The sequence below is a fragment of the Mesorhizobium sp. P2_B11 genome, assembly GCF_056404855.1.
The window spans coordinates 25,602-50,390 of sequence record NZ_JBFUDF010000009.1 but is presented as its reverse complement, the minus strand read 5'-3'; the positions used below and the strand labels follow the sequence as shown (position 1 = coordinate 50,390).

At 62.2% G+C, this 24,789-nt stretch carries 24 protein-coding genes; 14 read left to right on the top strand and 10 right to left on the bottom strand.

Features of this window, described 5'->3' with window-relative positions:
• Positions 1 to 133 precede the first annotated feature (133 nt).
• The 6 genes from pheS to AC1DYJ_RS27045 all read left to right on the top strand — a co-directional run bounded on the left by pheS (position 134) and on the right by AC1DYJ_RS27045 (position 5,721).
• Positions 134 to 1,219, top strand: coding sequence for a phenylalanine--tRNA ligase subunit alpha (gene pheS / locus AC1DYJ_RS27070; protein WP_112559870.1), 1,086 nt, complete (start codon positions 134 to 136; stop codon positions 1,217 to 1,219).
• Entirely contained in the window at positions 1,216 to 1,665 is a 450-nt protein-coding gene (locus tag AC1DYJ_RS27065; RefSeq protein ID WP_477282737.1) for a GFA family protein, read from the top strand. The genes pheS and AC1DYJ_RS27065 overlap by 4 nt, the downstream gene beginning before the upstream one ends.
• Positions 1,665 to 4,073, top strand: coding sequence for a phenylalanine--tRNA ligase subunit beta (gene pheT, locus AC1DYJ_RS27060; protein WP_477282735.1), 2,409 nt, complete (start codon positions 1,665 to 1,667; stop codon positions 4,071 to 4,073). The genes AC1DYJ_RS27065 and pheT overlap by 1 nt, the downstream gene beginning before the upstream one ends.
• Before the next feature lie 65 nt (positions 4,074 to 4,138).
• Positions 4,139 to 4,723, top strand: a complete 585-nt coding sequence (locus AC1DYJ_RS27055; protein ID WP_477282733.1) for a prolyl hydroxylase family protein — start codon at positions 4,139 to 4,141, stop codon at positions 4,721 to 4,723.
• On the top strand, positions 4,720 to 5,079 hold the full coding sequence (locus AC1DYJ_RS27050; protein WP_477282732.1) for a hypothetical protein: 360 nt from the start codon (positions 4,720 to 4,722) through the stop codon (positions 5,077 to 5,079). The genes AC1DYJ_RS27055 and AC1DYJ_RS27050 overlap by 4 nt, the downstream gene beginning before the upstream one ends.
• A 39-nt stretch (positions 5,080 to 5,118) precedes the next feature.
• Entirely contained in the window at positions 5,119 to 5,721 is a 603-nt protein-coding gene (locus tag AC1DYJ_RS27045) for a nucleotidyltransferase family protein (protein ID WP_477282730.1), read from the top strand.
• A 94-nt stretch (positions 5,722 to 5,815) separates the two neighbouring features.
• Here the strand turns inward: AC1DYJ_RS27045 and AC1DYJ_RS27040 are convergent, their stop codons facing one another.
• The gene (locus AC1DYJ_RS27040) at positions 5,816 to 6,811 is read right to left on the bottom strand and encodes an aldo/keto reductase (RefSeq protein ID WP_477282729.1); all 996 of its coding nucleotides are present in this window, start codon (positions 6,809 to 6,811) and stop codon (positions 5,816 to 5,818) included.
• Positions 6,812 to 6,907: 96 nt separating this feature from the next.
• On the opposite strand from AC1DYJ_RS27040, the gene AC1DYJ_RS27035 reads away from it, so the two are divergent.
• From AC1DYJ_RS27035 to AC1DYJ_RS27020, 4 genes are all read left to right on the top strand, one after another.
• Positions 6,908 to 7,798 carry a LysR family transcriptional regulator gene (locus tag AC1DYJ_RS27035; protein ID WP_477282727.1) on the top strand — a complete coding sequence of 297 codons (891 nt, stop codon included), beginning with the start codon at positions 6,908 to 6,910 and terminating at the stop codon, positions 7,796 to 7,798.
• Between the two features lie 70 nt (positions 7,799 to 7,868).
• Complete coding sequence (locus AC1DYJ_RS27030; RefSeq protein WP_477282725.1) at positions 7,869 to 8,447, top strand: cytochrome b; 579 nt, start codon at positions 7,869 to 7,871, stop codon at positions 8,445 to 8,447.
• 67 nt (positions 8,448 to 8,514) lie between these two features.
• On the top strand, positions 8,515 to 9,090 hold the full coding sequence (locus AC1DYJ_RS27025; protein WP_477282723.1) for a YceI family protein: 576 nt from the start codon (positions 8,515 to 8,517) through the stop codon (positions 9,088 to 9,090).
• A gap of 308 nt (positions 9,091 to 9,398) precedes the next feature.
• Entirely contained in the window at positions 9,399 to 10,385 is a 987-nt protein-coding gene (locus tag AC1DYJ_RS27020) for a Gfo/Idh/MocA family protein (protein WP_477282721.1), read from the top strand.
• Between the two features lie 84 nt (positions 10,386 to 10,469).
• On the opposite strand, the gene AC1DYJ_RS27015 is transcribed toward AC1DYJ_RS27020, so the two are convergent.
• Together AC1DYJ_RS27015 and AC1DYJ_RS27010 are read right to left on the bottom strand one after the other, a co-directional pair.
• Positions 10,470 to 11,318 carry an alpha/beta hydrolase gene (locus AC1DYJ_RS27015; protein ID WP_477282719.1) on the bottom strand — a complete coding sequence of 283 codons (849 nt, stop codon included), beginning with the start codon at positions 11,316 to 11,318 and terminating at the stop codon, positions 10,470 to 10,472.
• A gap of 53 nt (positions 11,319 to 11,371) precedes the next feature.
• Positions 11,372 to 11,737 carry a VOC family protein gene (locus tag AC1DYJ_RS27010; RefSeq protein ID WP_477282718.1) on the bottom strand — a complete coding sequence of 122 codons (366 nt, stop codon included), beginning with the start codon at positions 11,735 to 11,737 and terminating at the stop codon, positions 11,372 to 11,374.
• Between the two features lie 149 nt (positions 11,738 to 11,886).
• Here AC1DYJ_RS27010 and AC1DYJ_RS27005 point away from each other — a divergent pair, with 149 nt between their 5' ends.
• Both AC1DYJ_RS27005 and AC1DYJ_RS27000 read left to right on the top strand, forming a co-directional pair.
• Positions 11,887 to 12,195, top strand: coding sequence for a hypothetical protein (locus tag AC1DYJ_RS27005; protein WP_477282716.1), 309 nt, complete (start codon positions 11,887 to 11,889; stop codon positions 12,193 to 12,195).
• 32 nt (positions 12,196 to 12,227) lie between these two features.
• Positions 12,228 to 13,118, top strand: coding sequence for a sigma-70 family RNA polymerase sigma factor (locus tag AC1DYJ_RS27000; RefSeq protein ID WP_477282714.1), 891 nt, complete (start codon positions 12,228 to 12,230; stop codon positions 13,116 to 13,118).
• Between the two features lie 28 nt (positions 13,119 to 13,146).
• On the opposite strand, the gene AC1DYJ_RS26995 is transcribed toward AC1DYJ_RS27000, so the two are convergent.
• The gene (locus tag AC1DYJ_RS26995) at positions 13,147 to 13,875 is read right to left on the bottom strand and encodes a GntR family transcriptional regulator (RefSeq protein WP_477282712.1); all 729 of its coding nucleotides are present in this window, start codon (positions 13,873 to 13,875) and stop codon (positions 13,147 to 13,149) included.
• 135 nt (positions 13,876 to 14,010) lie between these two features.
• Here AC1DYJ_RS26995 and AC1DYJ_RS26990 point away from each other — a divergent pair, with 135 nt between their 5' ends.
• Positions 14,011 to 14,553 carry an autotransporter gene (locus AC1DYJ_RS26990; RefSeq protein ID WP_477282710.1) on the top strand — a complete coding sequence of 181 codons (543 nt, stop codon included), beginning with the start codon at positions 14,011 to 14,013 and terminating at the stop codon, positions 14,551 to 14,553.
• A 38-nt stretch (positions 14,554 to 14,591) separates the two neighbouring features.
• On the opposite strand, the gene AC1DYJ_RS26985 is transcribed toward AC1DYJ_RS26990, so the two are convergent.
• The 6 genes from AC1DYJ_RS26985 to AC1DYJ_RS26960 all read right to left on the bottom strand — a co-directional run bounded on the left by AC1DYJ_RS26985 (position 14,592) and on the right by AC1DYJ_RS26960 (position 20,187).
• Positions 14,592 to 15,401, bottom strand: a complete 810-nt coding sequence (locus tag AC1DYJ_RS26985; protein WP_477282708.1) for a reverse transcriptase family protein — start codon at positions 15,399 to 15,401, stop codon at positions 14,592 to 14,594.
• Positions 15,402 to 15,477: 76 nt separating this feature from the next.
• On the bottom strand, positions 15,478 to 15,783 hold the full coding sequence (locus tag AC1DYJ_RS26980) for a helix-turn-helix transcriptional regulator (protein ID WP_477282706.1): 306 nt from the start codon (positions 15,781 to 15,783) through the stop codon (positions 15,478 to 15,480).
• Positions 15,784 to 16,439: 656 nt separating this feature from the next.
• Positions 16,440 to 17,477 carry a YihY/virulence factor BrkB family protein gene (locus AC1DYJ_RS26975; RefSeq protein WP_477282704.1) on the bottom strand — a complete coding sequence of 346 codons (1,038 nt, stop codon included), beginning with the start codon at positions 17,475 to 17,477 and terminating at the stop codon, positions 16,440 to 16,442.
• 36 nt (positions 17,478 to 17,513) lie between these two features.
• Complete coding sequence (locus tag AC1DYJ_RS26970) at positions 17,514 to 17,993, bottom strand: pyridoxamine 5'-phosphate oxidase family protein (RefSeq protein ID WP_477282702.1); 480 nt, start codon at positions 17,991 to 17,993, stop codon at positions 17,514 to 17,516.
• Positions 17,994 to 18,212: 219 nt separating this feature from the next.
• The gene (locus tag AC1DYJ_RS26965; protein WP_477282700.1) at positions 18,213 to 18,908 is read right to left on the bottom strand and encodes an alpha/beta fold hydrolase; all 696 of its coding nucleotides are present in this window, start codon (positions 18,906 to 18,908) and stop codon (positions 18,213 to 18,215) included.
• Positions 18,909 to 19,161: 253 nt separating this feature from the next.
• Positions 19,162 to 20,187, bottom strand: coding sequence for a hypothetical protein (locus tag AC1DYJ_RS26960; protein ID WP_477282698.1), 1,026 nt, complete (start codon positions 20,185 to 20,187; stop codon positions 19,162 to 19,164).
• 263 nt (positions 20,188 to 20,450) lie between these two features.
• Here AC1DYJ_RS26960 and AC1DYJ_RS26955 point away from each other — a divergent pair, with 263 nt between their 5' ends.
• On the top strand, positions 20,451 to 24,755 hold the full coding sequence (locus AC1DYJ_RS26955; RefSeq protein ID WP_477282696.1) for a hypothetical protein: 4,305 nt from the start codon (positions 20,451 to 20,453) through the stop codon (positions 24,753 to 24,755).
• Positions 24,756 to 24,789 lie beyond the last annotated feature (34 nt).

Sequence of the window (24,789 nt, the reverse complement as noted above, 5' to 3'; positions counted from 1 at the left end):
CTTGATTTGGGGAACCCGCGCTGGCACGGCTGGCGCGGGTTTTTCTTATGCCTAGAGCGTCTTTGTTTTACGCAATTCCGGACGGAAAACCGTTTCACACCTTTCCTGGAATTGCTCCAATCGGATCCGGAACATGAGTGACATGGATACTCTCGAAAACTCCCTGATGGCCGACATCGCGTCGGCCGGCGACGAGGCGTCGATCGAAGCGGTGCGCGTTGCAGCCCTCGGCAAGAAGGGCTCGGTCTCCGAAATGCTGAAGACGCTGGGCGCGATGAGCGCCGAGGAGCGGCAAGTCAAAGGCCCGGCGATCAACGGCCTGAAGAACCGCGTCACCGAAGCGCTGACGGCGCGCAAGGCCGAGCTGAAGGACGTGGCGGTCACCGCCCGGCTCGCCGCCGAGACGGTCGACGTGACGCTGCCGGTGCGGCAGTCGCCGGCCGAGCGCGGCCGCATCCATCCGATCAGTCAGGTCATCGACGAGATCGCGGCGATCTTCGGCGATCTCGGCTTCGCCATCGCCGAAGGCCCCGACGTCGAGAGCGACTACTACAATTTCACCGCGCTGAATTTCCCCGAGGGGCACCCGGCGCGCGAAATGCATGACACGTTTTTCTTCCAACCGGACGAGAAGGGCGAGCGCAAGCTGTTGCGCACGCACACCTCGCCCGTGCAGATCCGCACCATGGAGAAGCAGAAGCCGCCGATCCGCATTGTCATCCCGGGCAAAACCTACCGGCAGGATTCGGACGCCACGCACTCGCCGATGTTCCATCAGGTCGAGGGGCTGGTGATCGACAAGTCGGCCAATGTCGCCAACATGAAGTGGGTGCTGGAAGAGTTCTGCAAGGCGTTCTTCGAGGTGCCGCAGGTGAAGATGCGCTTCCGCCCGTCCTTCTTCCCGTTCACCGAGCCAAGCCTCGAAGTCGACATCCAGTGCGACCGCTCGCGGCCCGGCGAAGTGCGCTTCGGCGAAGGCACCGACTGGATGGAGATCCTCGGCTGCGGCATGGTGCACCCCAATGTGCTGCGCGCCGGCGGGCTCGACCCCGACGAGTATCAGGGCTTTGCCTGGGGAATGGGCATCGACCGCATCGCCATGCTGAAATACGGCATGCCGGATTTGCGCGCCTTCTTCGACGCCGATGTGCGCTGGCTGTCGCATTACGGTTTCAGGCCGCTCGACATGCCGACGCTGTTCGGAGGTCTCTCCGCATGACGGCGCCGCACACTGGCGGCTGCCGCTGCGGCGCGGTGCGGTTCGAGGCCTCGGCCGAACCGCACCATGTCAGCTATTGCCATTGCGGCGATTGCCGGCGGGCCAGCGGCGCGCCGGTGTCGGCCTTTGTCGGCTTTCTGACCGAGCAGGTGGCTTTCACCGGCAAGGCGCTGAAAATGTACGAGAACGGCCCGGTGACGCGCTCGTTCTGCGGCATATGCGGTTCGCCGATCGCCTATGTCGACGAGCGGCTTGAGGACCACATCTATTTCATGCTCGGCGCCATGGACGCGCCGGCCGATTTCACGCCGACACTGCATGCCTATGTCAGCGAACAGCTGCCCTTCCTGCACATGCCGGACGACTTGCCGCGCCATTTGAAGACAAGCGTGCCCAGACATGATGGACAATGGCCCGACGGGCAAAGACAAAACGGAACACAGTGATGAAACTCACCCTCTCCTGGCTCAAGGATCATCTGGAGACCGACGCCACGCTCGACGAAATCGTCGAGCGGCTGACCTCGATCGGCCTCGAAGTCGAGCATGTCGACGACAAGGCCAGCCTTAGGCCCTTCGTCATCGCCAAGGTGCTGACGGCGGTGCAGCATCCCGACGCCGACCGGCTGCGGGTGCTGACGGTCGACACCGGCGACGGCAAGGCCCCTGTCCAGGTTGTGTGCGGCGCGCCGAATGCGCGGGCCGGCCTGATCGGCGCCTTCGCCGCGCCCGGCACCTATGTGCCGGGCATCGACGTGACGCTGACCGTCGGCAAGATCCGCGGCGTCGAGAGCCACGGCATGATGTGCTCGGAGCGCGAGCTGGAACTGTCGGACGAGCATAACGGCATCATCGACCTGCCGGCCGATGCGCCGGTCGGCACCAGCTTCGCGGCTTACGCGCATCTCGACGATCCGGTCATCGAGATCAATCTGACGCCGAACCGGCCGGATGCAACCAGCATTTACGGCGTTGCCCGCGATCTCGCGGCAAGCGGGCTTGGCCGGCTCAAGACCGCGCCGGTCGAGGCGATCAAGGGCAAAGGCGAGACGCCGGTCAAGGTGACGATCGAGGCGCCGGAGCTTTGCCCCGGCTTCGCGCTGCGGCTGGTGCGCGGCGTCAAGAACGGCCCTTCGCCGAAATGGCTGCAGCAGCGTCTGATCGCCATCGGCCTCAGGCCGATCAGCGCGCTGGTCGACATCACCAACTACGTCACCTTCGACCGCGGCCGGCCGCTGCATGTGTTCGACGCCAAGAAGGTCGCCGGCAATCTTGTCGTGCGCCGCGCCAAAGATGGCGAAAAGGTCATGGCGCTGGACGGACGCCAATACACGCTGACGCCTGAGATGTGCGCCATCGCCGACGACAATGGCGTCGAATCGATCGCCGGCGTCATGGGCGGCGAGCATTCGGGCTGCGATGAAAACACCACCGATGTGCTGATCGAATCCGCGCTTTGGGACCCGATCACCACAGCCCGCACCGGCCGCACGCTCGGCATCATCACCGATGCGCGCTACCGCTTCGAGCGCGGCGTCGACCCTGAATTCATGGTGCCGGGCGTCGAACTGGCAACCAAGCTGGTGCTGGAGTTCTGCGGCGGCGAGCCGACGGAAACGGAGGTGGTCGGATACGCTGGCCACACGCCCAAGATCGTCTCCTTCCCGCTGTCGGAAGTGAAGCGGCTGACCGGCATCGAAGTGCCGAAGGCGGAAAGTCTCGACATTCTGAGCCGGCTTGGCTTCAAGCCGCAGGGCTCGGGCGACGTCGTCGATGTCGCGGTGCCGTCCTGGCGCCCCGATGTCGACGGCAAGGCCGACCTGGTCGAGGAAGTCATGCGCATCCACGGCGTCGACAACATCGCGCCGCAGCCGCTCGGCGCGCATGATGCTGTCAATTCCAAAATCCTGACCACTCTGCAGGTCCGCACCCGCACGGCCAAGCGTTCGCTCGCCGTGCGCGGCATGATGGAGGCGGTCACCTGGTCGTTCATCCCGGCCAGGCACGCCGAACTGTTCGGCGGCGGCCAAACGGCGCTGAAACTCGCCAACCCGATCGCCGCCGACATGTCCGACATGCGGCCCTCGCTGCTGCCCGGGCTGATGTCGGCCGCGCAGCGCAATGCCGACAAGGGCATTGGCGATGTCGCGCTGTTCGAAGTCTCGGGCACCTATGAAGGCGACCAGCCGGAGCAGCAGCGGCGCGTTGCCGCCGGCGTGCGCCGTGGCACCGCCAAGCTCGACGGCTCCGGCCGCAGCTGGGCCGGCAATTCCGGTGCGGTCGGCGTGTTTGACGCCAAGGCCGATGCGATTGCAGCGCTTGAAGCCTGCGGCGCGCCGGTCGACCGGCTGCAGATCGAGCCCGGTGGCCCGGCCTGGTATCATCCCGGCCGCTCCGGCACGATCAAGCTCGGCCCGAAGACCGTACTCGGCACGTTCGGCGAATTCCATCCGAAGACGTTGGAGGCGCTCGACGTTTCCGGACCGATCTGCGGCTTCGAGGTCTATATCGACGCCGTGCCGGAGCCGAAGGCCAAGCCGACGAAAACCAAGCCGAAGCTGGAGCTCTCCGCCTTCCAGGCGGTGAAGCGCGATTTTGCCTTCGTCGTCGACAAGACGGTAGAAGCCGGCACGCTGGTGCGCGCGGCACTCGCCGCCGACAAGAAGCTGGTCACCGGCGTCTCGGTGTTCGACGTCTTCGAAGGTGCATCGCTCGGCGCCGCCAAGAAGTCGATCGCCATCGAGGTCTCGATCCAGCCGGTGGAAAAGACGTTGACCGACGAGGATTTCGAGGCGCTGGCAAAGCGCATCGTCGACAATGTCGGCAAGCAGACGGGCGGCGTGCTGAGGACGTGAGGCGGACCCGTCCCGACAACGGTCGGGATGGGCTCGTTGCAAATGCTCCCAAAATGGACACGACGATGGACCACAAGCTTTCCATCACCTGGCTGGCAACGCATATCGGCACGATCGACGGTTTTCTGGACGACCAGGAATGCGCCGATCTGATCGCCGACAGCGAACGGCGCGGTTTCGAGGAGGCGCGCATCAACAACCGCGGCAATGCGCTGTTGATGAAGGAGCTGCGCAACAACGACCGCATCATTTTCGACGACGAGGATCTTGCCGACCTGCTTTTCGCACGCGCCCGGCCGGTGCTCTATCGCGGCCTCGGCGAATGGCGGCTCAAGGGTTTTAACGAGCGCTTCCGCTTCTATCGCTACGGCCCCGGTCAAAAATTCGACTGGCACCATGACGGCACGTTCGTACGCACCGCCGACGAACACAGCCAATTCACCTTCATGATCTACCTCTCGGATGACTTTGAGGGCGGCGGAACCTCGTTTCGCGGAGGGATCCCGGGTTATGAGGGCAACCGCCTGACGGTGAAGCCCATGAAAGGCATGGCGCTGGCGTTCTACCATCCGATTGAGCATCGCGGCGACGAGGTGCTGTCGGGGCGCAAATACGTCATCCGCACGGATGTGATGTACAAGCGCCAGTGACCGGCATGACGTATTTGACTCCACTCGAAATGTTTTTCGTTCAGGAGTTTTGTCGTTCGAGAGGCATTTCGTCCGACACGGTCAATAGGCTCAAAGTCAAAGATCGCGATCGCAATCCTGTAGGGTTCATGACCGAAGTCATTCCCTCATCCGTTCCCCCTGAATTGCGGTTTGCGAGTCGGGTGTTCAGTCCGCCAAAGACAGCGTATGTCGGGCCAGACCGGCTTCCTTGTGGCATGGTTCTGTTCTTCGACGAGGTTACGGGACTACTCGATGCGATCGAAGGCTTTGCCGATGGTGAAGAGTGGCCTGAGCTCGAGGAACCGGCCTGCTGGTCAACGTCCAGCGGCCAGTGAGGGATTGCCGGCAGGTGGCGAATCGCCCTCCAAAGGGGGATGGACCATCTGCGCTATTCCGGCCTTCCATTCGAAACTCAGCGCAAAGCGTTCTTCGCCATCGTGTCGGCCGACCCGCTGGTTCGCGACGCACTGGCGCGGGCACGCACGCTCAACCTGCCGGATTGGCTGATGGTTTCCGGCGCGCTCTACAACAGCGTCTGGAACCACCTGACCGGCAAGCCGTCGGGCTACGGCATCAAGGACGTCGATCTCTTCTACTTCGATGACAGCGACCTGTCCTACGAGGCCGAGGATGCTGTCATTCTTAGCGCGGCGGGCCATTTCGAAGGGCTGGCGCTGCCGGTCGAGGTCCGCAACCAGGCGCGGGTGCATCTGTGGTATCCTGAGAAGTTCGGCCAGCCCTGCCCGCGCTATACGAGCTCCAGCGAATCCGTCAGTCATTTTGCCTCGAAGACGCATGCGGTCGGGGTGCGGTTCGATGCTGGCGGGCAGCTGGAGCTGGTCGCGCCGTTTGGGCTGGATGATGTGTTTTCATTTCGGATTACGCCGAACCGGGTGACGGATAATCGGCGGACCCATGAGGCCAAGGGTGCGCGGGCGCGGGCGTGCTGGCCGGAGATTACGGTGGTGCCGTGGTGACCTCTTACCCTCCCCCTTGTGGGGAGGGTCGGCTCGCAGTCGTAGCGAAGCGGAGATTGCGAGACGGGGTGGGGGTAGCGCCCTACGAGGACCCTCACCCATTCACCAGCGCCAACAATTCCTCCGTATAGCGCTTGCCCATCACCTTGTCCGGCGACAGCGCATCGCCAATCGCGGCAACTTCAGCCGCATTGAGCTCGATCCCCGCCGCCGCCGTGTTCTGCTCGAGATGGCGTATCTTGCGCGCACCGGGGATCGGCACGATGAAGTCGCCCTGGTGCAGCACCCAGGCCAGCGCCAGCTGGGCCGAGGTCACGCCCTTTTGCGCCGCCAGTTTCTCCAGCGTGGCAATGACCTTGGCGTTGGCCGCCATGGCGTCGGCCTGGAAGCGCGGCAAGGTGCGGCGCCAGTCGTCGTCGCCCAGGGCATCCGGCTTGGCGATGGTGCCGGTGAGCAGGCCGCGGCCGAGCGGGCTGTAGGGGACGAAGCCGATGCCGAGTTCGCGGCAGACGGAGAGCACCTCGTCTTCGGGATCGCGGGTCCACAGCGAATATTCGCTCTGCACGGCGGCGATCGGATGCACGGCATGCGCCCGGCGCAGGGTCGCGCCGCTAACTTCCGACAGGCCGAGCGCCCGCACCTTGCCTTCGCGCACCAGTTCGGCCATGGCGCCGACCGTGTCCTCGATCGGCACGTTGGGGTCGACACGGTGCTGGTAGTAGAGGTCGATGACATCGGTACCCAGCCGCTTCAGCGAGGCTTCCGCCACCGCCTTGACGTGCTCGGGGCGGCTGTCGACACCGACCATGCGCTCCATGCCTGAACCTTGCTCGGAAATCTTGAAGCCGAATTTGGTGGCGATGGTCACCTTGTCACGCACCGGCTTCAATGCCTTGCCGAGCAGGATCTCGTTCTCAAAAGGGCCGTAGACTTCCGCCGTGTCGAAGAAGGTCACGCCGATCTCGACGGCCCGGCGCAAGGTGGCGATCGCTTCGGCTTCCGGCTGGCCGCCATAGCCGAAGCTCATGCCCATGCAGCCGAGGCCAACGGGGAAGACTTCGAGTTCGGTGCCTAGTTTGCGGGTTTTCATGGCGCATCTCCTTGTTGCGATGGGCAGGAGATAGCTCGTTGCCTTACGTTCGATAATCGTCCGCTTTTCGCACGCCTTGTGCTATAAAATAGATCAATGAACCGAACGAACCTATCCCAACTTGCCGTGCTCGCCACCGTCGCCCAATGCGCCAGCTTCCGGGGGGCGGCCCGCGAGCTCGGAATCGCGCCTTCGGCGGTCAGCCACGCCGTGTCGAGCCTGGAGGCGAGGCTTGGCGTGCGGTTGCTGGCGCGCAGTACCCGCAGTGTCGCCCCGACGGAGGAAGGCGCCCAGCTTCTCGATCGGCTGCGGCCGGCGCTGTCGGAGATCGATCTGGCGCTGGAAACGGCGGTCGAGTCGCGCGACCGGCCGGCCGGGAACCTTCGGCTGACCGTGCCGCGCACGGCCGCGCATCTGACGCTGACGCCGCGGCTCGGCGGCTTTGCCGCGGCCTATCCCGACATCGTGCTGGAGATCGTCATCGAGGACCGCTTCACCGATGTGGTGGAGGGCGGCTTCGACGCTGGCGTGCGGCTCGGCGAGAGCCTGCAACGCGACATGATCGCGGTGCGCATCGGGCCGGACATTCGCGGCGCCGTCGTCGGTGCACCGTCCTATTTCGAAAAAATGCCGAAGCCGCGTCACCCGCGCGAGCTCGCCGACCACCGCTGCATCCGCTTCCGCTTCTCCAGCGGCATACTCTACCGCTGGGAGTTCGAGAAAGACGGCGAGGAGATCGAGTTTGCCGCACAAGGGCCGTTGATCCTCGACGAGGACCATCTGATCGCCCAGGCGGCCATCGACGGCGCCGGCCTCGCCTTCGTCTTCGAGCCTTATGTGCGGGGCCCGCTCGCCGACGGAAGGCTGATCCGCGTGCTGGAGGACTGGTGCCCGCCCTTTGAAGGCTTCTTCGTCTACTATCCCAGCCGCAGGCAAATGCGCCCGGCGCTGCGGGCGTTTGTGGATTTCTTCAAGGTGGGTGGGTAACTCACCCTCTCCCCCTTGTAGGCAGGGTAAGGCGCCGGATGAAAACCTGCCCGGCATTCGTTTATCTGCCATGCAGGCATCCATCACCAACACCACAACCCGCTACGGCTGGGTGGCAATCATCCTTCATTGGCTGATCGGCATCATCTTCATTGGCCAGTTCGCGCTCGGCTTCGTCATGGTGCAATTGACCAGCCAGCGCACTGCCTTCGAGCTCATCCAGCTGCACAAATCCTTCGGTTTTCTGCTGCTCGGCCTCATCATCCTGCGCATTGCCTGGCGGCTCGGCAATGCCGCACCTGCCCTGCCAGCCTCGGTCGGAGGCCTGGAGCGTCGCACTGCGCCGCTGGCGCATCTGGCGCTCTATGCTTTCCAGCTCGCGCTGCCGCTGTCCGGCTGGGCACTGGTTTCGGTGTCGATGCTGGAGATCCCCTCGATGCCGTTCAACCTGTTCGTGATGCCGAACCTGCCGCTCGGCCTGTCCGACACCGCGGAAAACTTCTGGGCAGCCGTCCACTGGTATCTCGCTTATGCCGGCATTGCGCTGGTCGTGCTCCATATCGCGGCGGCGTTGCGCCATCATTTTTGGCTGCGCGACAGCGTGTTTACGCGCATGATCACGCCTTCGTCAGCGCCCGACATGGAATAGGGCGCGCCGCGTATTCGTTCATGGAGGAAAGACGCAGGACTTTGCCTGCCCCAGAAGGACAAAACCCATGTATGCGCGTATCCTAGGATTGGCGGCTGTCGCCGCTTGCCTTGCCATGCCTGTGTTGGCCGCGGTCGACCTTAACGACGCCGCCGGCAGCTACACGGTCAACCCGGCCAGCTCTTCGATCCGCTTTTCCATCGGCAAGGTTGGCGGCGGCGGGCTCAACGGCGCCTTCGGCCGCTTCAAGGGATCGATCCGCATCGACAACAGCGATGTCGGGCGCTCCCAGGTCAATTTCACCATCTATCCCGACAGCGTCGGTACAGGCCAGGGCCGCATCGACGCCTTCCTGCGCTCCGACGCGGTGTTCGACGTGGCCAACAGCCCCGAAATCCAGTTTCGCTCGACCAGCGTGACCCGCACCAGCGACACCACGGCGCTGGTCAGCGGCCGGCTGACAGCGCGGGGCAAGACGTTTGCGGAAAAGTTCACCGCCGAGCTCGGCGGGCTGAAGGGCGGCACCATCAAATTCCACGTCACCGGCAAGGTGCTGCGCTCGCGCTACGGCATGGATGTCGGCACGCCGATCTATTCGAACATCGTCGATTTCGACATGACGCTGACGGGGAAGAAGGGATAGCGCGGCCTGGTTTCCTCGCCCCCACGAATGTGGGGGAGAGGTGTCCGCGAAGCGGACGGAGAGAGGGGACGACGGTCGCGACGGCAAAGCCCTCGAAGGCTCAGCGCAGTTCACGCAACGGCTGCCTCTTTGGCGAGCTCCGGCTCTCCGTCCCGGCTTCGCCGGGCCACCGTGCCGGGGCGAGCCACGGGTCTCGCCCGTCCTTCGGACCCCCACTGCGTGGGGCGAGGAAGGGAGCTTCTCTTTCATTGGCTTTTCTCCTGAATTAGGGCAAACCTCCTCGCCTGCAAATCGAATGGAGAAGCCTGATGTTCCGATGGGGTGTTTTGTCGACGGCCAAGATCGGCCGCGAGCAATTGTTGCCGGCAATCGTCGAGGCCGAGAATGGCGTGCTGTCGGCGATCGCCAGCCGCGACCTGTCGAAAGCCAAGGCCCTGGGCGACCGGTTCGGCGCCCGCCATGCTTTCGGCTCCTATGAGGAACTCTTGGCCTCCAAGGATGTCGACGGCGTCTACATTCCGCTGCCGACCTCACAGCATGTCGAATGGACGGCCAAGGCCATCGAAGCGGGAAAACATGTGCTGGTGGAGAAGCCGCTAGCGCTCGACGCCAAGGATATCGCCCCGCTGATCAAACTGCGCGACCAGAAGAAAGTACTGGTCTGCGAAGCGTTCATGGTCATCTACCACCCGCAATGGATCAAGGTGCGCGACCTCATCGCCAGCGGCGCCATCGGCCGGCTGCGCCATGTGCAGGGAGCCTTCTCCTACTACAATGTCGACCCCACCAATATGCGCAACCAGCTCGATCTCGGCGGCGGCGCGCTGCCTGATATCGGCGTCTACCCGACGGTGTCGACACGCTTTTGCACCGACAAGGAACCGTTGCGGGTGCAGGCGACGATCGAGCGCGACAAGACATTCGGCACCGACATCTACTCCTCGATCCGCGCCGATTTCGGCGACTTCGAACTGTCCTTCTATCTGTCGACGCAGATGGCGGCGCGGCAGGTGATGGTGTTTCACGGCGAGAAAGGCTTCATCGAAGTGTTCTCGCCGTTCAATGCCGGGCTCTACGACCATCACCGCATCGAACTGCACAACCAGAACCACACCGAGGCGCAGGTGTTCCGCTTTCCGGGTACGCAGCAATATCGGCGTGAGGTCGAGACCTTTGCCAAAGCGGCCGCAGGCGGCAAAGAGCGAGTCTTCACGCTGGAGGAGTCCGTGCTCAACCAGAAGGTCATCGACGCCATCTTCCGCGCCGGCGGCAAGGACGGCTGGGAAGCCGTCTGACACAGCAATGTTAGCCGGTTAATTTTATGGAGAAGGGCGTCCGCATCATGCATGCGGACGCCCTTTCCTATTGAGCCGACATTCTCACGCGCCGCTGAGCGCAAGGTGCAAGGTCTCGGCGAAGCGATCGGGATAGGGCGCAAAGCCCATATGATCGCCGGGGAAGGCGGCGCGCTTGCTGCCGAGCCTGTCGGCCAGCGCCTTGCCCATGCCGTCGATCGGCTGGCCGATGGACTCTTCGCCGATGCCGACCACGACCGGGCGGCCGCGCAACGCCTCGACATCCGGGCGGTAGAGCGACAGCGGCATGACGCCGTGCGCCAGCCAGTATTCGAAATTGCCGCTGACCCTGGCAAGGGTCTCGGCGTCTTCGGGCGACGGTTCGAACGAAGGTAGCCCGTCCTGCGGCCCGGCTTCGTCGCCGTCCAGCTCTTCCGACAGGCCGTTTTCGCTGAAGAATTTCTGCATCGCCGCCTCGACGCCGTGGCTGCGATAGGTGTCGTGCAGGTCGCGCATGCCGGCCAGCGCCGGCGCCGGGTCTTCGAGCAGCATCATGCTGGGCGGCTCATGCGCCACCAGCGCACGCACCCGGCCGGGATGACGGGCGGCGAGGTTGAGGCCGATCTGGGCGCCGCCGCTGGTGCCGAACACATAGGCCGGCCCGGCGCCGAGCGCCTCTATCAACCGGGCGGCATCGTCGCCATGGACATCGAGATCCTGTTCCTTCGGTTGCCCGGCGAAGGTGCTGCGCGAATTGCCGCGCGGGTCATACGCGACCACCGTGTAGCGGTCGGCGAGGTGGCGCGCGACATCGGCGAAGACGCCGGCATCCTGCGGTCCGCCGGGGATGATCAACAGCACGGGGCCGGAGCCGCGCATCTCGTAATAGAGGCTGGCGCCCGGTACTTTCAGCGTCGACGATTGGGGGGTCATGTCCATCTCTCCTGTTGCTCTCATGCCAAGGTTCGGTTTTGCGATGGTCCCGCTCATTTGCTGGCGACAACCATGCGGTTGCCCTCGCTGTCGCGGAACTCGGCGACAGTGCGGCCCGGCTGCCAGGGCGCCTGCTGCGGCTCGGTGATGATTTCGACGCCGCGCGCCTTCAATGCGGCGATCGTTGCCTCGACATCGTCGTCGACCAGAACCATCACCGGGTCGGCGCTTGGCGCCTCATCGGCGCGCCTGACGAAATGCAAATTGGTGACGGCGAAGGGGAACGCCAGTTCGATCCACCGCCAGCCACTGTCACCCATGGGCTGGTCGGCTATGATCTGGCAGGCAAGGTGTTCAGTATAGAACGCCTTGGCGCGATCCTGGTCGAACACCGGCAACTCGGCAAACTGGATGTGCATGATGGGTCTCTCCTGCTCCTCGATGGCTGCCGCGCAGCCGTCCACGGGGGAAAGACGATCCCAACGATCAAAAAGATTCGCGGCGGCGGAGAATCTTTTCGCCACTGCAGAACGTCTTCTCCGTGCAGACTGGAAAACAGGAGACGACAATGGACTACAATCTCATCCGCTACGGCGTGAAGGATGAAAGCATCGCGCAGAACCGTATGCTGGTTGCAAAGGTGTTCGAGGCGCTCGACGAAACCAAGCCGAAATCGGTGCGCTACCTCGTGCTGGAACTGGAGAATGGCGAGTTCGTCCATCTTGTCAGCCAGGACGGCGACGGCCTGACCGGTCTTGCCGCCTTCAAGGCTTTCAGCGCCGATCATGCCGGGCGACGCTCGACGCCGCTTGCCCGATCGCCGGCAAAGATCGTCGGCAATTATCGTATGCTGGCCGGCGAGGACGTGCCGGCTTGAGTGCCAAGACCGGCATTTTGGGAATGGACAGGATGAACACAGCAAGACTCGACCGCGTGGCCCTGGAGGGGATGCTCGGCGATTTGCGGCCGAAGCTGCACCGCTATTGCGCCCGCATGGCCGGCTCGGTGATCGATGGCGAAGACATCGTCCAGGAGACACTGATCAAGGCGCTGCAGGCCATTGACGGCGACGCCTCTGTCGAGCGGCCCGAGCAATGGCTGTTCCGCATCGCCCACAATGCCGCGCAGGACCATCTGCGCCGGCGCCAGCGAGAGCAGGCGCGCATGAGCGAGGCCGACATGACGACGATCGAAGACCCCTCCGCAAGCGCCGATGCCAGGCTCGCCACCGCCGCCAGCCTGCGCAGCTTCATGCAGCTTGCGACGGCGCAGCGCAGCGCCGTGATCCTGGTCGACGTGCTTGGCCTCAGCCTGCACGAAACCTGCGAGGTCTCCGGCGCGACGCTGGCCGCCACCAAGGCGGCGCTGCATCGTGGGCGGGCGCAGCTGCGGCTGTTGGCTCTACAGGACGAACAGGCGACGGTCCCAAAGCTCGACGCCGACGACGAGCGGCGCCTGCGCCGCTATGTCGACCTGTTCAACGCGCGCGACTTCGACGCCGTGCGCGCGCTGATCGCCGAGGATATCCAGCTAGAAGTCGTCAACCGCACCCGCATGCGCGGCAAGGCGCAGGTTTCCAACTATTTCGGCAATTACGACCGCGTCAGCGACTGGGCGCTGTCACTGGGCTTCGTCGACGGCAGGGCGGCGATCCTGATCCGCAACCCGCAAGCGGGAGACGATGCCGTGCGCGGCTTCATGCTGGTCGACTGGCAGGACGGAAAGGTCAGCCACATCAGAGATTTCCGCTACGCGCCCTATTGCCTTGCCGACGCGGAGATCCGCTTCATTGACGAATGAGTATGGCGTCGGCCGGTGAGCGCAGGCCTCAGGCGAAGCTTTGCAGATTGGCGTCCTGCAGCTTGGAGCCGGCGAGCAGGGCCTCGAGCACCTGCTTCTTGAGCAACAGGCACTGCGAACGGGCAAGCTTTGCGATTGCAGAGATCTCGGCCACTTCGCAGGCAAGGACGAGCTCCTTCTGCTGGCCGATGATCGTTTGCGTGAAGTCGCGCGATTTGAAACCGAGATGGAGAACGCGCTCCGACTGGTCGAGGATCTGGTCAAGCAGGCGGGCCAGCCGCAGATTGCCCGAGAGCTCGGCCAGCGCCAGGCGAAAGGCGCGGTCGGCGGCAAGAAACGCGACATGGCTGCGCAGCGTTTCCGGCTTGAGCACCTTTTGCGCCGCCTGCCTGATGTCATCGAGCCCGCGCTCGGTGATGTTGGCGGCCGCCACCCTGAACACTTCCGGCTCGATCAGGCTGCGGACGTCGAAGATCTCGTTGACGTCGCGCAGGCTAAGCGGTGCGATGACATAGCCGCGGCGCGGCTCGCTCTTGATCAGCCCTTCCTGCGTCAGCCGGGCGAGTGCGGAGCGGATCGTCGCCTTCCTGATCTGGTAGCGGTCGCCGATCTGCTTTTCGGTCAGGCTTTCGCCGGGACGCAGCACGCAGGCGACGATGTCGCTCTTCAGCTGCTCGTAAGCCTCCTCGCTGCGCAAAATGTCTGCGGTCGACGGCGCTTTGGTGGCGGTCGGTGACGCTGATTTCGGAGGGGTCATGTCTGCCTGCCCATCTGGTTTTCCCGCCTTGGTCCGCTTGCCCGTTGGGGCCATCCGGTTGACGGTTCAACCGGCATTCGCTAGCCTGAGCATCTCAGTTGTATCAGTTGAGCTTCCTAATGGAGATAACTGACAATGCCTCTTGCCGCCAACTCGCCTCTCTACGCCGTCACCGCCGATATCGTCAACGCAGCCAAAGGTCCTGATGCCTTCGAACGGGTCAAGGCGGTTCTGCGCGAACACACCGACCGTTTCCACGCATCGGGCGTGCTCGCCCACGAAGAGGAAGACGATGAGGTGCTGCTGCATGCGAGCCCTGACTTGACCATCTACCACATCACACTGTCGCCCGGCCTGCAGTATCCCGCGCACAACCATTTGATGGATGCGCTGATCGGCATCTACAAGGGCAGCGAGACCAACTTCATTTATCCCGTCGACGGCAGCGAGATCGATGCGCCCGAACGGCAGGATATCGCAGCCCCCGCCGTGGTGCACATGACCCCTGATACGGTGCATGCGGTCGCCAACACCGGCAACGCCCGCTCCGGCGCACTGCATGTCTATCTCGGCAATCTGACGGCTACCCACCGCCATATGTGGAGCCCCGACAGCAACCAGGCCGAACCGTTCGACAATGAGCGGTATCTGGCTGGGGCACGGCCGATTGAGGCTTGAAAAGGGGCCGGGTCTTGCGCAGTGAAACGTTATTCGGATCAGGCAGCACTGCCCAAGCGATGCGCAACTTTTTGGATCTGAGCAAGCTGACCCTTCAGACCGTCAAGCTTCTCCTGTGCCTCTTTAGATTGGCGCAATCCAGGCGTTTTGGCGGCTTCGAGGCCAAGCCGAAGCTTTTTAAATTGCTTGTGAGGAACCGAAATCTTGCCCCTTTCTACAAAAACACCAGTCACCTCTGCAGCGCGATCAAAATAGGCTTTTTCCTTGTGGTATCGCAGACCTGCTCTGGCAATGACTTGCTTGATCGCCCAGAGGACGCGATCCCGAACGGCCGCTCCTGAGACGGTCACATCGTCTATGTATACCGTTAGAGTTAGGCCCTCGCGCCGACAAATCGCCGATATCTCACTCCACATATCGAGGTGAGCAAAGTAGGCCATGATAGGACTGAGCGGACTTCCGGTTGGAAGGTGTTCCTTATATGTGGCGAGACGGGTAAGAGTCCCAGCCATATCTCGATCACACTGCATTATGGAATTGAAAAACCAGAACACTCGTTTGGAAGTGGTGCTCGGAAAAAACTTATGCAAATCGAGAGAGCGAACAACACGTTGGTTTCTGTGTTGTGCAGCATTCGTCACATAGCAGCGCCGCTTAACTGGGCAAAATAGATAGTCAGGCGGAGTGATCCGGCACAATAATTTTGCCAGCTTCGCTTGAGCATGCTTAAGCAGTTTATCTGGATCCTCAATATGTCGAATGCCCGTACCGTTTTTCTTGGGCTGATCAAATTCTCGATAGAGATTGTCCGCATACTTCGTCACATGACGGAGTTGTGCGTCACTCAACCCAATCAGCTGCGCTAACCGCCGCCGCCTAGTAAGACGGAATAGGCTGGACTGCTCTATGGTGTGCGTTGCTCGCCTATTCGACATCCGAATTGCCGGCCCTCGCCTCGAGAAATTGCATAAGCTTTATGATCTTGCCAGCCACAGCCGTACGGGCAGTTTCGACGATCCGCGCCTGCCCCATGTTTTCCGAAAAATACAGGATTGAAGACGCGGGGATGTGAAACGTTTCCGCATATTTGTCGACCAACTCCAAAGTTGGCTTCTTCTTGCCCGTTTCCACTTCCGAAAGGTAAGACGGCGATACACCTAGGGCCTTTGCAGCGTCGGCTTGTTTCATATCGTGAAAAACCCGAATCAGCCGTAGAGCCTCATTTAACATCTCGTGCTCCTTGCCGAGGTACAATGCAGGGCAACGGGCTAGTCCCGGAGCGTGTTGTATAGCTTCACCAACGCCGCAATCACGTTTGTGATCCCGACAAAGGCTGCAAACAGCACTTGGACACTGGTTGGGCCCACCAAGCATTTAGCCCAGTTAGGTCCCTTCCGTTTCGCCCGTCGCCGCTCCTGGTCGACATTGCCTTTCATAAAGGCCTCCTCTTGACCAACCGCCACGGAATTGTGGCGGCTCCTTCGAGGTCGTAGAGAAGTAGGCAGGAGCGCATCACCTGCATGTACGGGCGGCACCGCCCTTCGCGGTGCCGCCCCCGTCGCCCGCCACTCGCGCGCGCCGGATATTATGTAGGGGGTTTTCACCCCCCGCGAAGTCCCTAGAGACTTCAGAGAATGAAGGTTATCCTTTTTCAATTCGACGCTAGGTAGCTATCTGATTCGCGGCTGGCTGAAAATAAAATTCGCTAGTAGCGAATTTTATTTTTGCCCTAGAGGGGTATTTGATCAGCATCTGCATAGCGCCCCTTCCTCGGCTGGGGGACGGCTGATCGGGTAGGGACCGACCGAATACCAATCGGGAACGGAGGGAGATGCCACGCCTCTCGTAGGTCGAATCGACTCTTTGCCGGATAAGCGATCCAGGACCTAATCAGCTGTTTTGCCCAGCGTATCGGCAACCACCGCACCGCGCTTTCCCATTGGCAGAGCGGGACCGGTGGTCGAGTCGATTGCCGTCTGATGTTCCATCTCGGCATTGATCGCGGCGCCGGCGATGAGGATGACCACGGAAATCCATGTCCACATCATCAAGCCAACGACTGCGCCCAAAGAGCCGTAGGTGGCGTTGTAGTTGGCAAAATGCTGCAGGTAGAAGGAGAACAGCCACGATGCGGCGATCCAGACGGCGGTCGCAATCAAGGCACCCCAACTCAGCCATCGCCACTTCGCATGTTCGCGGCTGGGCCCGAAGCGGTAGAGCAAGGAAATGCCCGTCAGCATGATTCCTACCAGGATCGGCCAGCGAGATACCGCAACAAGGGTTTCCGTCCAGGCGTCGAGGTAGAAAAAGCGCAACAGTGCCGGGACAACGCCAACCGTCAGCAACAGGGCTATCCCGATCACCAAGGCTCCCATCGTGAACAGGATCGACATCAGATTGAGCGTGATGAAGCTGCGCTTCTCGCTCTCCTCATAGGCGATATTCATCGCATCGAAGAGCGCCTTCATGCCGCTGTTGGCGCTCCACAGCGCGATCGCAAGGCCGACGAAGAAACCTGTCCCGAGCGCTCCCGGTTTCTGACTGGCCAAAGCCTGCAACTGCCCGCGAATAATATCCAACCCGCCTGACGGCAACAATCCGCCGAGATAGGCGACATGGTCCGCGACCGTGATGGGGTCGGCGACAAACCCGTAGATCGAGATGAAGGCGGCCAGCGCCGGAAACAGCGCCAGCAGCAGATAGAAGGTAGCGCCGGCCGCGACCAGCAAGACCCGGTCCTTGTTGAACTCTTCCCAGAGCCGCCAGAAGATGTCCTTCCAGCCGAGTGCCGGTATTTGCGACGGCCAGGCCGCATCGCGACCACGGTCCCCCTCCTCCGCCCTGATGGCGGCCTTGCTCGCCTCTGACGTGGCCAACGCACGATTGGCCGCTTCGGTATCGATCAACGAGGACCTGGTGTCCATCGCTCAACAGCCCCGCATTGCCAGAGTTGCGTCCCCTCAAAGGGATACTTTGGCGACCTTGTCCTTGTATTCCTCTTTCGGATCGAAACCGAGCAGCATCTTGATGCCTGCCGTGATGCTTGAACTGTCGAGCCAGATCTCGGCTTCCTCTGGGTCGAACCGCAGCAGTGCCAGCTTTGGGTCGTCTTTCCCGCCTTCAAACCAGGCAGCGACAAACCGATTCCAAAGCCGATCGATGACCACTGGGTTGTTGTCCAGAAAGAGCTTTCCCTGCACCGTGGCGAACAGGTCGTGACCCTTCGATGTGAAAGTAGCGGTCGCGCCGCTCCCATCTTTCAGGCCCTCGACAAGCTCGGTGTCTGTGGCCGTGAAGAACCAGATCGGTCCTTTCCGATCCTCAATCTGGGCCGTCATCGGCCGCGGGATGACCTTCGACCCATCGAGGCCGATCATCATTGTCATGTCGGATTTCAACGACTTCCAGAACTTGGCTTCGAGTTCGGCAGGGGTGGCCATTTGGACTTCCTTTCAGATGGGCGAAAGAAGGCAAACGGCAGTCGGCTGCATCTGTTCCAATTCTTTGGAAGTTCTTGCTTGAAGCTCCGCCGGCCAAAGGCGGCCGGAATGAGCAGCGCAAGCTCAAACCTGACCATCTACCACATCACAATCGAAAGCCGGCCCGCAGCAGCGCAGAGAGACCGCCGCTCCTTCTGCGCCGGCCGATCCTGTCAGCCCTCAGGCATTCTGGACGGCGGTCGCCGCCTTGCGGATGACGTCGAGCACCAAAGCAGGTTGCGAGAGCATGGGGACATGGCTGCTGGCGGCCTCGACAACCGTGGCTCCCATGCGCTTGGCGACAAAGCGTTGTAGCTCGGGGTGCACGGTGCGGTCGTTGCCGGCGACGATATACCAACTCGGCTTCGTCTTCCAGGCGGTGCCTTCCACCTTCTGGGTGAACAGGTCCGGCACCGCCACCGCCTGTGTCGCGTAAACGAGCTTCTTCTCGGCGTCAGGCAGGCCTCCGGCAAAGCAATCGATGCCGCTGGCCTTCAGCCAAATGCGCCCCTCCGACACGTCGATGTGCTGGAAAACATCGGTCGCCGGAAATTTGGCCTGCAGGCTTTGCGAAGTCTCGTCGGCATCCGGCGCCAGCGCCGCGATGTAAACCAGCCCTGCCACGCGCGGATCGGCCCCGGCGTGGGTGATGAGCGTGCCGCCATAGGAGTGTCCGACCAGGATTGCCGGGCTTCCTACCCGGCCTAGGCAGAGTTTTACGGCGGCGACATCGCCGGCGAGCGAATCGAGGCCGTGCTGCGCGGCCATAACGTCATATCCCTCGGCCTGGAGCGTCGGGATCAGCTTGCTGAAGCATGAGCCATCGGCCCAGAGGCCATGCGCGAACACAATGCTTGGTCTGGCTTGCTTGGACATTGTTCTCTCCGCTGATTGGGGTGTTGGGCAACCGCCTGGTTGCGGCCATACGGTGCCCCTTCCTTCGCGCGACGCCAAGACTTTGTAGGCTTGAGCTATTCAAATTCCTCGTGATCATGCCGGCGAGCCACCGCCTCGCCGCTCACAAGACGGTCCGGCCGCAGGACCGACGATTACGCACGTCGCTTGCGGCACAGATTGGTCCCCGGCCTCTGGTGAAGGGCCGGAACCGATATCGGGCGCCGAGCGCAGGCTATGAAAGATCGAACTCGATCACGGTGACGGTGTCGCCATTAGCGATCGCGAACCGGCTGGTTGCGGGATCGAAGGCCATCGGCGGCGGCTTCGCGTCGTCGTCAAGACCCCAGAAAATGCTGTTGTCCTGAAGGCCTGACCGCAAATCGGTCCAGACATGGACGACTTTGCCGGTCGAAAGATCGATCAGCTTTGGATGCCTGTAGAGCGAGAGAACAAAGCCGTTGCCGAGCGCGAGTATAGTTCCGGCTTGCTCCTCCAGTTGGAGTGACTGGAGGCAGGCTCCTCGGATCAGGTCGTAGACAGCCACGCCAAGCGGTCGCAGGCGCGGCTCACCGTTGTCCTCGACGTCATCCTCCTGGTATTGCGCCGAAGCGGCCACGGCGAAACGGTCATCGTCGAGCCAGCAAGCCGAATTCTCCTCGACCAATCCCGGGTTGAACGACGTGGGAAGGCCTTGACCCTTGTCGAGGTGGCGCGCATCGGCAAGAGCCTGTGCAACGTCGAAGGACACCACAAGACTCACCGGATGCCAAACCCAGCCGGCGCTGAGCAGCCGCTTGCCATTGGGACTCACCGCCAGGCGCGAATGGAAAAAATCCCATGGCTTGCGGTCTGCCTGCTCGCTAAGCAATCGACCGGTCTCGGCGTCCTCAAAGTCGATGCGGCAGTAGTCCTTGGGGCAATGCGCAAGCAGGACGCGGCCGTCGGGACCGTTGAACAGGACAATGGGGTACTCATACGCCTCGGCTTGGTAGAAGCTGCGGTCTAGCTCACGAAGAATCCGACCGTTACGGAGCAGAAGCCCTTTCGTCCCCAGCCGCTCATAGATCACGGCAAAGCGGCCATCCGGCGATGCCGTCGCGGCGTCGAAACGGTACGCATATCGTACCGCCGCCGGCCGCTCCGTACCATCGGTCGCGAAGGCACGGCCGCCGCCGACCCAATCGACGAGTTCATCGCCGCGCCAACACAGCGACTTTACGCCGGTTGCGGTAAAGCTGGATTGCTTAAAGAGAGCCATGAGGCTCTGTACCGAAAATTGGCGCGGTCGCCAACTTGACCACGGACAGACTGGTGATCGTCACAGCCACGCAACACAATTCAATCACTTTCTTGTTTGCGTTTTTCTGCAATTGGTACACGATATACTCAATCGCCAAGTGAATTTGGAGTGCAGCGGGCACCGTTCTGCTGAGCATGAAGTCGTATGCCTGGCGAGAGGCGGACAATACTCACGGCCCGGAAATTCACTGCGCTCGACGACCAAGGAAGGGTGGGTGCGCGATGCATATCAACCATAGAGGCAACGGGGCTACGCTGCGCCTGTGCCGCTCTTTCGGCGCCCTTTTGCTCCTGGCGCTTTCACCCTTGCCAGCTTTGTCGGCCGAAATCGCGGGGCAGGTGCGGCAGGCCACTCCGGCCACATGCTCCAGCGGATTTCTGCGGAGCGCGGGCACCGCGAACAGTCCGCCCGACCTTCTGGTCGACGGCGAATGCCACGTCAAACCCGATCAGACATATTTCTTCGGGGACGTGAATATTCTGGACAAGGGTCGGCTCGTCTTCGACGAACTCGATCAGGTGGTCAAACCCACGACCACCCACTTCTGGGCTCAATCGATGCTCGTCGAGAATGGCGGGACGGTGGTCGCAGGGTCATCGAGACAACCCTACGGGATCTATGGCGGCGTCCTGACGATCCATCTCTATGGCGCCGACAGGAACACGGCGGGTAGTCCGGCACTCGGTGCCCTGTGCCGGACGGTCGAGAATTCCGAGACCGGCCCGTGCGGCATTCCCGCCTCCGTCTGGAGCGACAATGGCAAGACGAAGCTTGTTCTGCCGGGCGACGTCCCGGACTTCTTCTACCGCTACGGGCCGCTGCACGGCGACGGCAAATGCTCCGACGGCTCGGTCTGGTCGAGCGAGGCGCCCTGCGACGACAAGGGCAAGCAGGTCGGGTATTTCGGCTACAAGGTCCTCGCCGTCTCCTATGGCGGAAGCCTCGAACTCTGGGGTGCGAAAGGCTCCTGCAACTCGCTTGGCTGCTCCAATCCGCAACTGACCCATCCGAGTTGGACCCGGCTGGACGGGTCGGTGGCGGCAGGCGGTGGCGCGGGGTCGGATGATCCGCTCGTCGTCGCGGGCCCGAGCAACGACCATCCGGAGAACCTGCATGTCGAAGCCGGCGATCAGATCGTCGTCACGACGACCGATTATCTGCCCGGTCATTCCGAAGCCTTCGTTGTAAAAGAGGCCAGTACGGGCCCCGGTCCAGCGGGGAAGTGGCTCGAGAATATCCGGGTCGATCATGGCGCTGCCTGGCCTCACAACGGCGAGCGCTACATGCTCACCGACAGGCTGGCGCTGTCGCAGGGACGACTCGATCTGGATCCCGATCTCGTCAAGAACGGCGTCGAGACCCGAGCCGCCGTCGCCATCCTGAACCGCAGCATCCGGATCGTCTCGGGAGGCGACGCGCCGGGCGACGAATTTCCGATCTCGACCCCGGAGAACCCCTGTGTCGCGCAGGACCTGAAAGGACCGTGTTATTCGCTTGGCGGCCAAGTCGTGTTCCGGCAGGGGTTCAAGGCGGTTCACGTCAAGGGAGTCGAATTCAAGCAGCTCGGGCAGGGCGGACGGATGGCGCATTATCCGGTCCATTTCCACATGGCCCGCCAGACCCCGGCGGGAACCTTCGTGCAGGATTCGTCGATCAACGAATCGATGACCCGCTGGATCGTGCTTCACTCCACGCAGGGCGTCCTGCTCGCGGGTAATGTGGGGTACAAGTCGATCGGCCATGGCTTCTATCTCGAAGACGGCACCGAGACCGATAACAAGTTTTACGGCAATCTCGGCATTCTCGCGCGCGCCGCCGTGGCCAATGCTCAAAATCCGCGGTTGATCCCGGGCATCCTCGCCGCCAATGAAGACGCCAAGGACGTCGCGAAGTTCCCCTTCCTGACAGACTCCGCCTATCCCTCCGTCTTCTGGATCGCAAACGGCTGGAACGAGTTCATCGGCAATATGGCTGCGGGCGCCACGGCTTGTGGATCGGCCTACTGGTTCGTTCCCGCCTGGAACAGCGACATGCCGGACGTGATGACCATGGACAACAGCCCTGATCACATGCACATGAAGTGGTCGGGTTATGCCGGCCTGCAAAAGGACGGCAGTTTTCGAGGCGCGACACCGCTCAAGGCCTTTGTCGGCAATTTTGCCACCTCGACGATGATGTCCTTCCAGACCACCGGTGACGCACCGGATTGCTCGGGCGTCGTCAAGCCTTCGCAAGGCACGAGCACGCCCACCAACCGCCTCGTCGCGGTCCGCAGTCTCGCGCCCGATCCGAACGACAATGAAGCCGAGGATCACTACTATCCGCATGCGGTCGGCGGAAATCGGCACGCAACGGCATGCAACAGGAATAATGACGGAACCTACGACTGCGACGGCGTCGACTTCTGCGATCCGAGCCACACCGAACATTGCGCCGTGACCGTCATCGACAAGTTCACCTCGACGTTCCATTGGGCCCAGCACAATGTCGCGGCCATCTGGCTGCGCAACCAGTGGTATCTCGTCATCAACAGCGTGCTGTCGGACGTTCAGAACGGCGGCCTGACCTTCATCACCGGCGGCGATTACACGCATGCGTCCGTGATTCGGGGCTATTGGGCGCTCGCGCGCAAAAGCGTTTTCATAGGTCATTCCCAGCCACAAGACGACGCCCATGCCTATGCGCTGGACGCCGGGCCATTCAACGCCCGTTCGAAGCTACGTTGCGACTGGCAGGAGGCCGGCATTGCACCGAGCGACCATTGCCTCAGCGCGAAGGACGGTATCTCCATACCGCTGGTCAATTTCGACGCCGGCCAGCGCCTCTTCAACATCTACGATGGTCCCGCGTATCAGGATTCCAACGCCTTCCTCGACATCACGAAATCAAACTGCGCCGTGACAGGCCCGGCGACGGATCCGGGCTGCATGTACGGCTCGGGCGTTGTTGCGGGCGTGACGAAGGATCCGGCGAACGGCCAATGCTATTTGCCGAACGCGGCCATCGCCTGGAAACAGAACAACGGTTTCTTCTACCCGCCTGCGTTCCATTCGACGAACCTGTATTTCAGCAACGTCGACATCCGTCATTTCGTATTCGATCCCCTGTTCCGGGTGCCCGATGGCGTGAAGGAGAACCAGGATTTCGGTCAGGGAGGCACCTATCTCACGGCGACCTCGGGCCCGAACGCGGTGAAGAATTTCTACTGCACGTGGACGCCGACCATGTTCGACGGCTGGAGCGGGATCGACCGCCAGACGGAACTCACCGACGACGATGGCTCGCTGACGGGGCTCGTGAGCACGAAGCCCGGCGGGGAAACGATCTCGATCAACGAGGACCAATATTTCAACGCCAAGCTCGAAACCTCGGAATGCAAATCGAACCTGAGGGTCAGTCCCTCGCTGGTGTGTCCGCAAAAGCCACTGCCGCCGGATCCGGCGCCCTCGACCGCGAAGACAAGCCCTTATGATTATGTGGCGACGGTCATCGCGCCGGAGTGCTCGCAGAATGCTCCGCCCGTTGCTGGTCAGCCGTTCGGCCGCTGCGGAGACTCGCCCGTTCTCGGCCAGGGGGGTGAGTGGTCGAGCGAGTGCTCGAACGGCGCCTGCTATGGAGTGCCACTTTTCCGACAGTATCTAACAGCCGCCGAACTGGGCCATTGGCAGACCAATGGCTGCGCCGGAAACGCCAATACGGCCGCGTGTCGCTGGCCTTTCATGCGCATGGGTGGCCAGAACATGTACCAGCGCGAGACGCTGACCGTGAACGACGGGCTCTATTACGTCGATACGTCCATCTCCAAGGACACACAGAATACCGAGAATTACACAACGATGCCGCAGACGCGGGACGTGAATGTCTTCGCGCCCGATCAGACCTATTACATGTTCTTCCTCTATGCCAAGCCGACCACGGCCCAGAAGTACCAGATCTACGTCGGCGACGGCTTCGATACGGCAAGCGTGAAGCCCGTGCGTGCAAGCCTGGCGACCGCGCCGATCATGTTCAGTCCAGACCCCTCGTCCGAGGGGAAGTGGTTTACCGTCAAAGGCGTCTCCAACGGCGTGCTGACTGTCGAGACCAATTTCAACGGCGTGTCTGAACTTGATCCGCGGGAACCGACGAATGGCCTCTGCGGCCCGGCGAGCTTTTGCGGCTGGCAGGCGGACGGGACCTGCGGTTCGAAACTCGCGGCCGCGGATCCAGGCAAGGATCCGTTGCTCGTGGCCGATCCGGGTCTGGCCAAGGAAGCGGACGCGGTTTGCCGGACCTGGGCGGTCAAGGATCTCGATTGCCCGGCGGAGGGGTGTTTCGGCTTCTCGTTCAAACTTCCAGCCGGCTTCAAGGCGCTCGACCAGGGACAGTTGGCGCGCCCGAAGCCAGTCGAATTTCCTGCGACGGGCGACTTCGCAACGCGTTTCCTCAACACTAAGGTCGCCCCCGATAACGCAAGCCATGCCCAGGATGGGGTCGAGACGGAATGCTTCTATCCAAGACTGCCGGGCAGTTGCGAGGCACAATAACGCGCAGCCGACGGTTCTTTGGCGAGTTCGGCCT

Bases quoted from the DNA above. Each gene is read 5' to 3' on its own strand.
- pheS (WP_112559870.1), top strand. From the start codon at position 134: ATGAGTGACATGGATACTCTCGAAAACTCCCTGATGGCCGACATCGCG.
- AC1DYJ_RS27065 (WP_477282737.1), top strand. From the start codon at position 1,216: ATGACGGCGCCGCACACTGGCGGCTGCCGCTGCGGCGCGGTGCGGTTC.
- pheT (WP_477282735.1), top strand. From the start codon at position 1,665: ATGAAACTCACCCTCTCCTGGCTCAAGGATCATCTGGAGACCGACGCC.
- AC1DYJ_RS27055 (WP_477282733.1), top strand. From the start codon at position 4,139: ATGGACCACAAGCTTTCCATCACCTGGCTGGCAACGCATATCGGCACG.
- AC1DYJ_RS27045 (WP_477282730.1), top strand. From the start codon at position 5,119: ATGGACCATCTGCGCTATTCCGGCCTTCCATTCGAAACTCAGCGCAAA.
- AC1DYJ_RS27040 (WP_477282729.1), bottom strand. From the start codon at position 6,811: ATGAAAACCCGCAAACTAGGCACCGAACTCGAAGTCTTCCCCGTTGGC.
- AC1DYJ_RS27035 (WP_477282727.1), top strand. From the start codon at position 6,908: ATGAACCGAACGAACCTATCCCAACTTGCCGTGCTCGCCACCGTCGCC.
- AC1DYJ_RS27030 (WP_477282725.1), top strand. From the start codon at position 7,869: ATGCAGGCATCCATCACCAACACCACAACCCGCTACGGCTGGGTGGCA.
- AC1DYJ_RS27025 (WP_477282723.1), top strand. From the start codon at position 8,515: ATGTATGCGCGTATCCTAGGATTGGCGGCTGTCGCCGCTTGCCTTGCC.
- AC1DYJ_RS27020 (WP_477282721.1), top strand. From the start codon at position 9,399: ATGTTCCGATGGGGTGTTTTGTCGACGGCCAAGATCGGCCGCGAGCAA.
- AC1DYJ_RS27015 (WP_477282719.1), bottom strand. From the start codon at position 11,318: ATGACCCCCCAATCGTCGACGCTGAAAGTACCGGGCGCCAGCCTCTAT.
- AC1DYJ_RS27010 (WP_477282718.1), bottom strand. From the start codon at position 11,737: ATGCACATCCAGTTTGCCGAGTTGCCGGTGTTCGACCAGGATCGCGCC.
- AC1DYJ_RS27005 (WP_477282716.1), top strand. From the start codon at position 11,887: ATGGACTACAATCTCATCCGCTACGGCGTGAAGGATGAAAGCATCGCG.
- AC1DYJ_RS27000 (WP_477282714.1), top strand. From the start codon at position 12,228: ATGAACACAGCAAGACTCGACCGCGTGGCCCTGGAGGGGATGCTCGGC.
- AC1DYJ_RS26995 (WP_477282712.1), bottom strand. From the start codon at position 13,875: ATGACCCCTCCGAAATCAGCGTCACCGACCGCCACCAAAGCGCCGTCG.
- AC1DYJ_RS26990 (WP_477282710.1), top strand. From the start codon at position 14,011: ATGCCTCTTGCCGCCAACTCGCCTCTCTACGCCGTCACCGCCGATATC.
- AC1DYJ_RS26980 (WP_477282706.1), bottom strand. From the start codon at position 15,783: ATGTTAAATGAGGCTCTACGGCTGATTCGGGTTTTTCACGATATGAAA.
- AC1DYJ_RS26975 (WP_477282704.1), bottom strand. From the start codon at position 17,477: ATGGACACCAGGTCCTCGTTGATCGATACCGAAGCGGCCAATCGTGCG.
- AC1DYJ_RS26970 (WP_477282702.1), bottom strand. From the start codon at position 17,993: ATGGCCACCCCTGCCGAACTCGAAGCCAAGTTCTGGAAGTCGTTGAAA.
- AC1DYJ_RS26965 (WP_477282700.1), bottom strand. From the start codon at position 18,908: ATGTCCAAGCAAGCCAGACCAAGCATTGTGTTCGCGCATGGCCTCTGG.
- AC1DYJ_RS26960 (WP_477282698.1), bottom strand. From the start codon at position 20,187: ATGGCTCTCTTTAAGCAATCCAGCTTTACCGCAACCGGCGTAAAGTCG.
- AC1DYJ_RS26955 (WP_477282696.1), top strand. From the start codon at position 20,451: ATGCATATCAACCATAGAGGCAACGGGGCTACGCTGCGCCTGTGCCGC.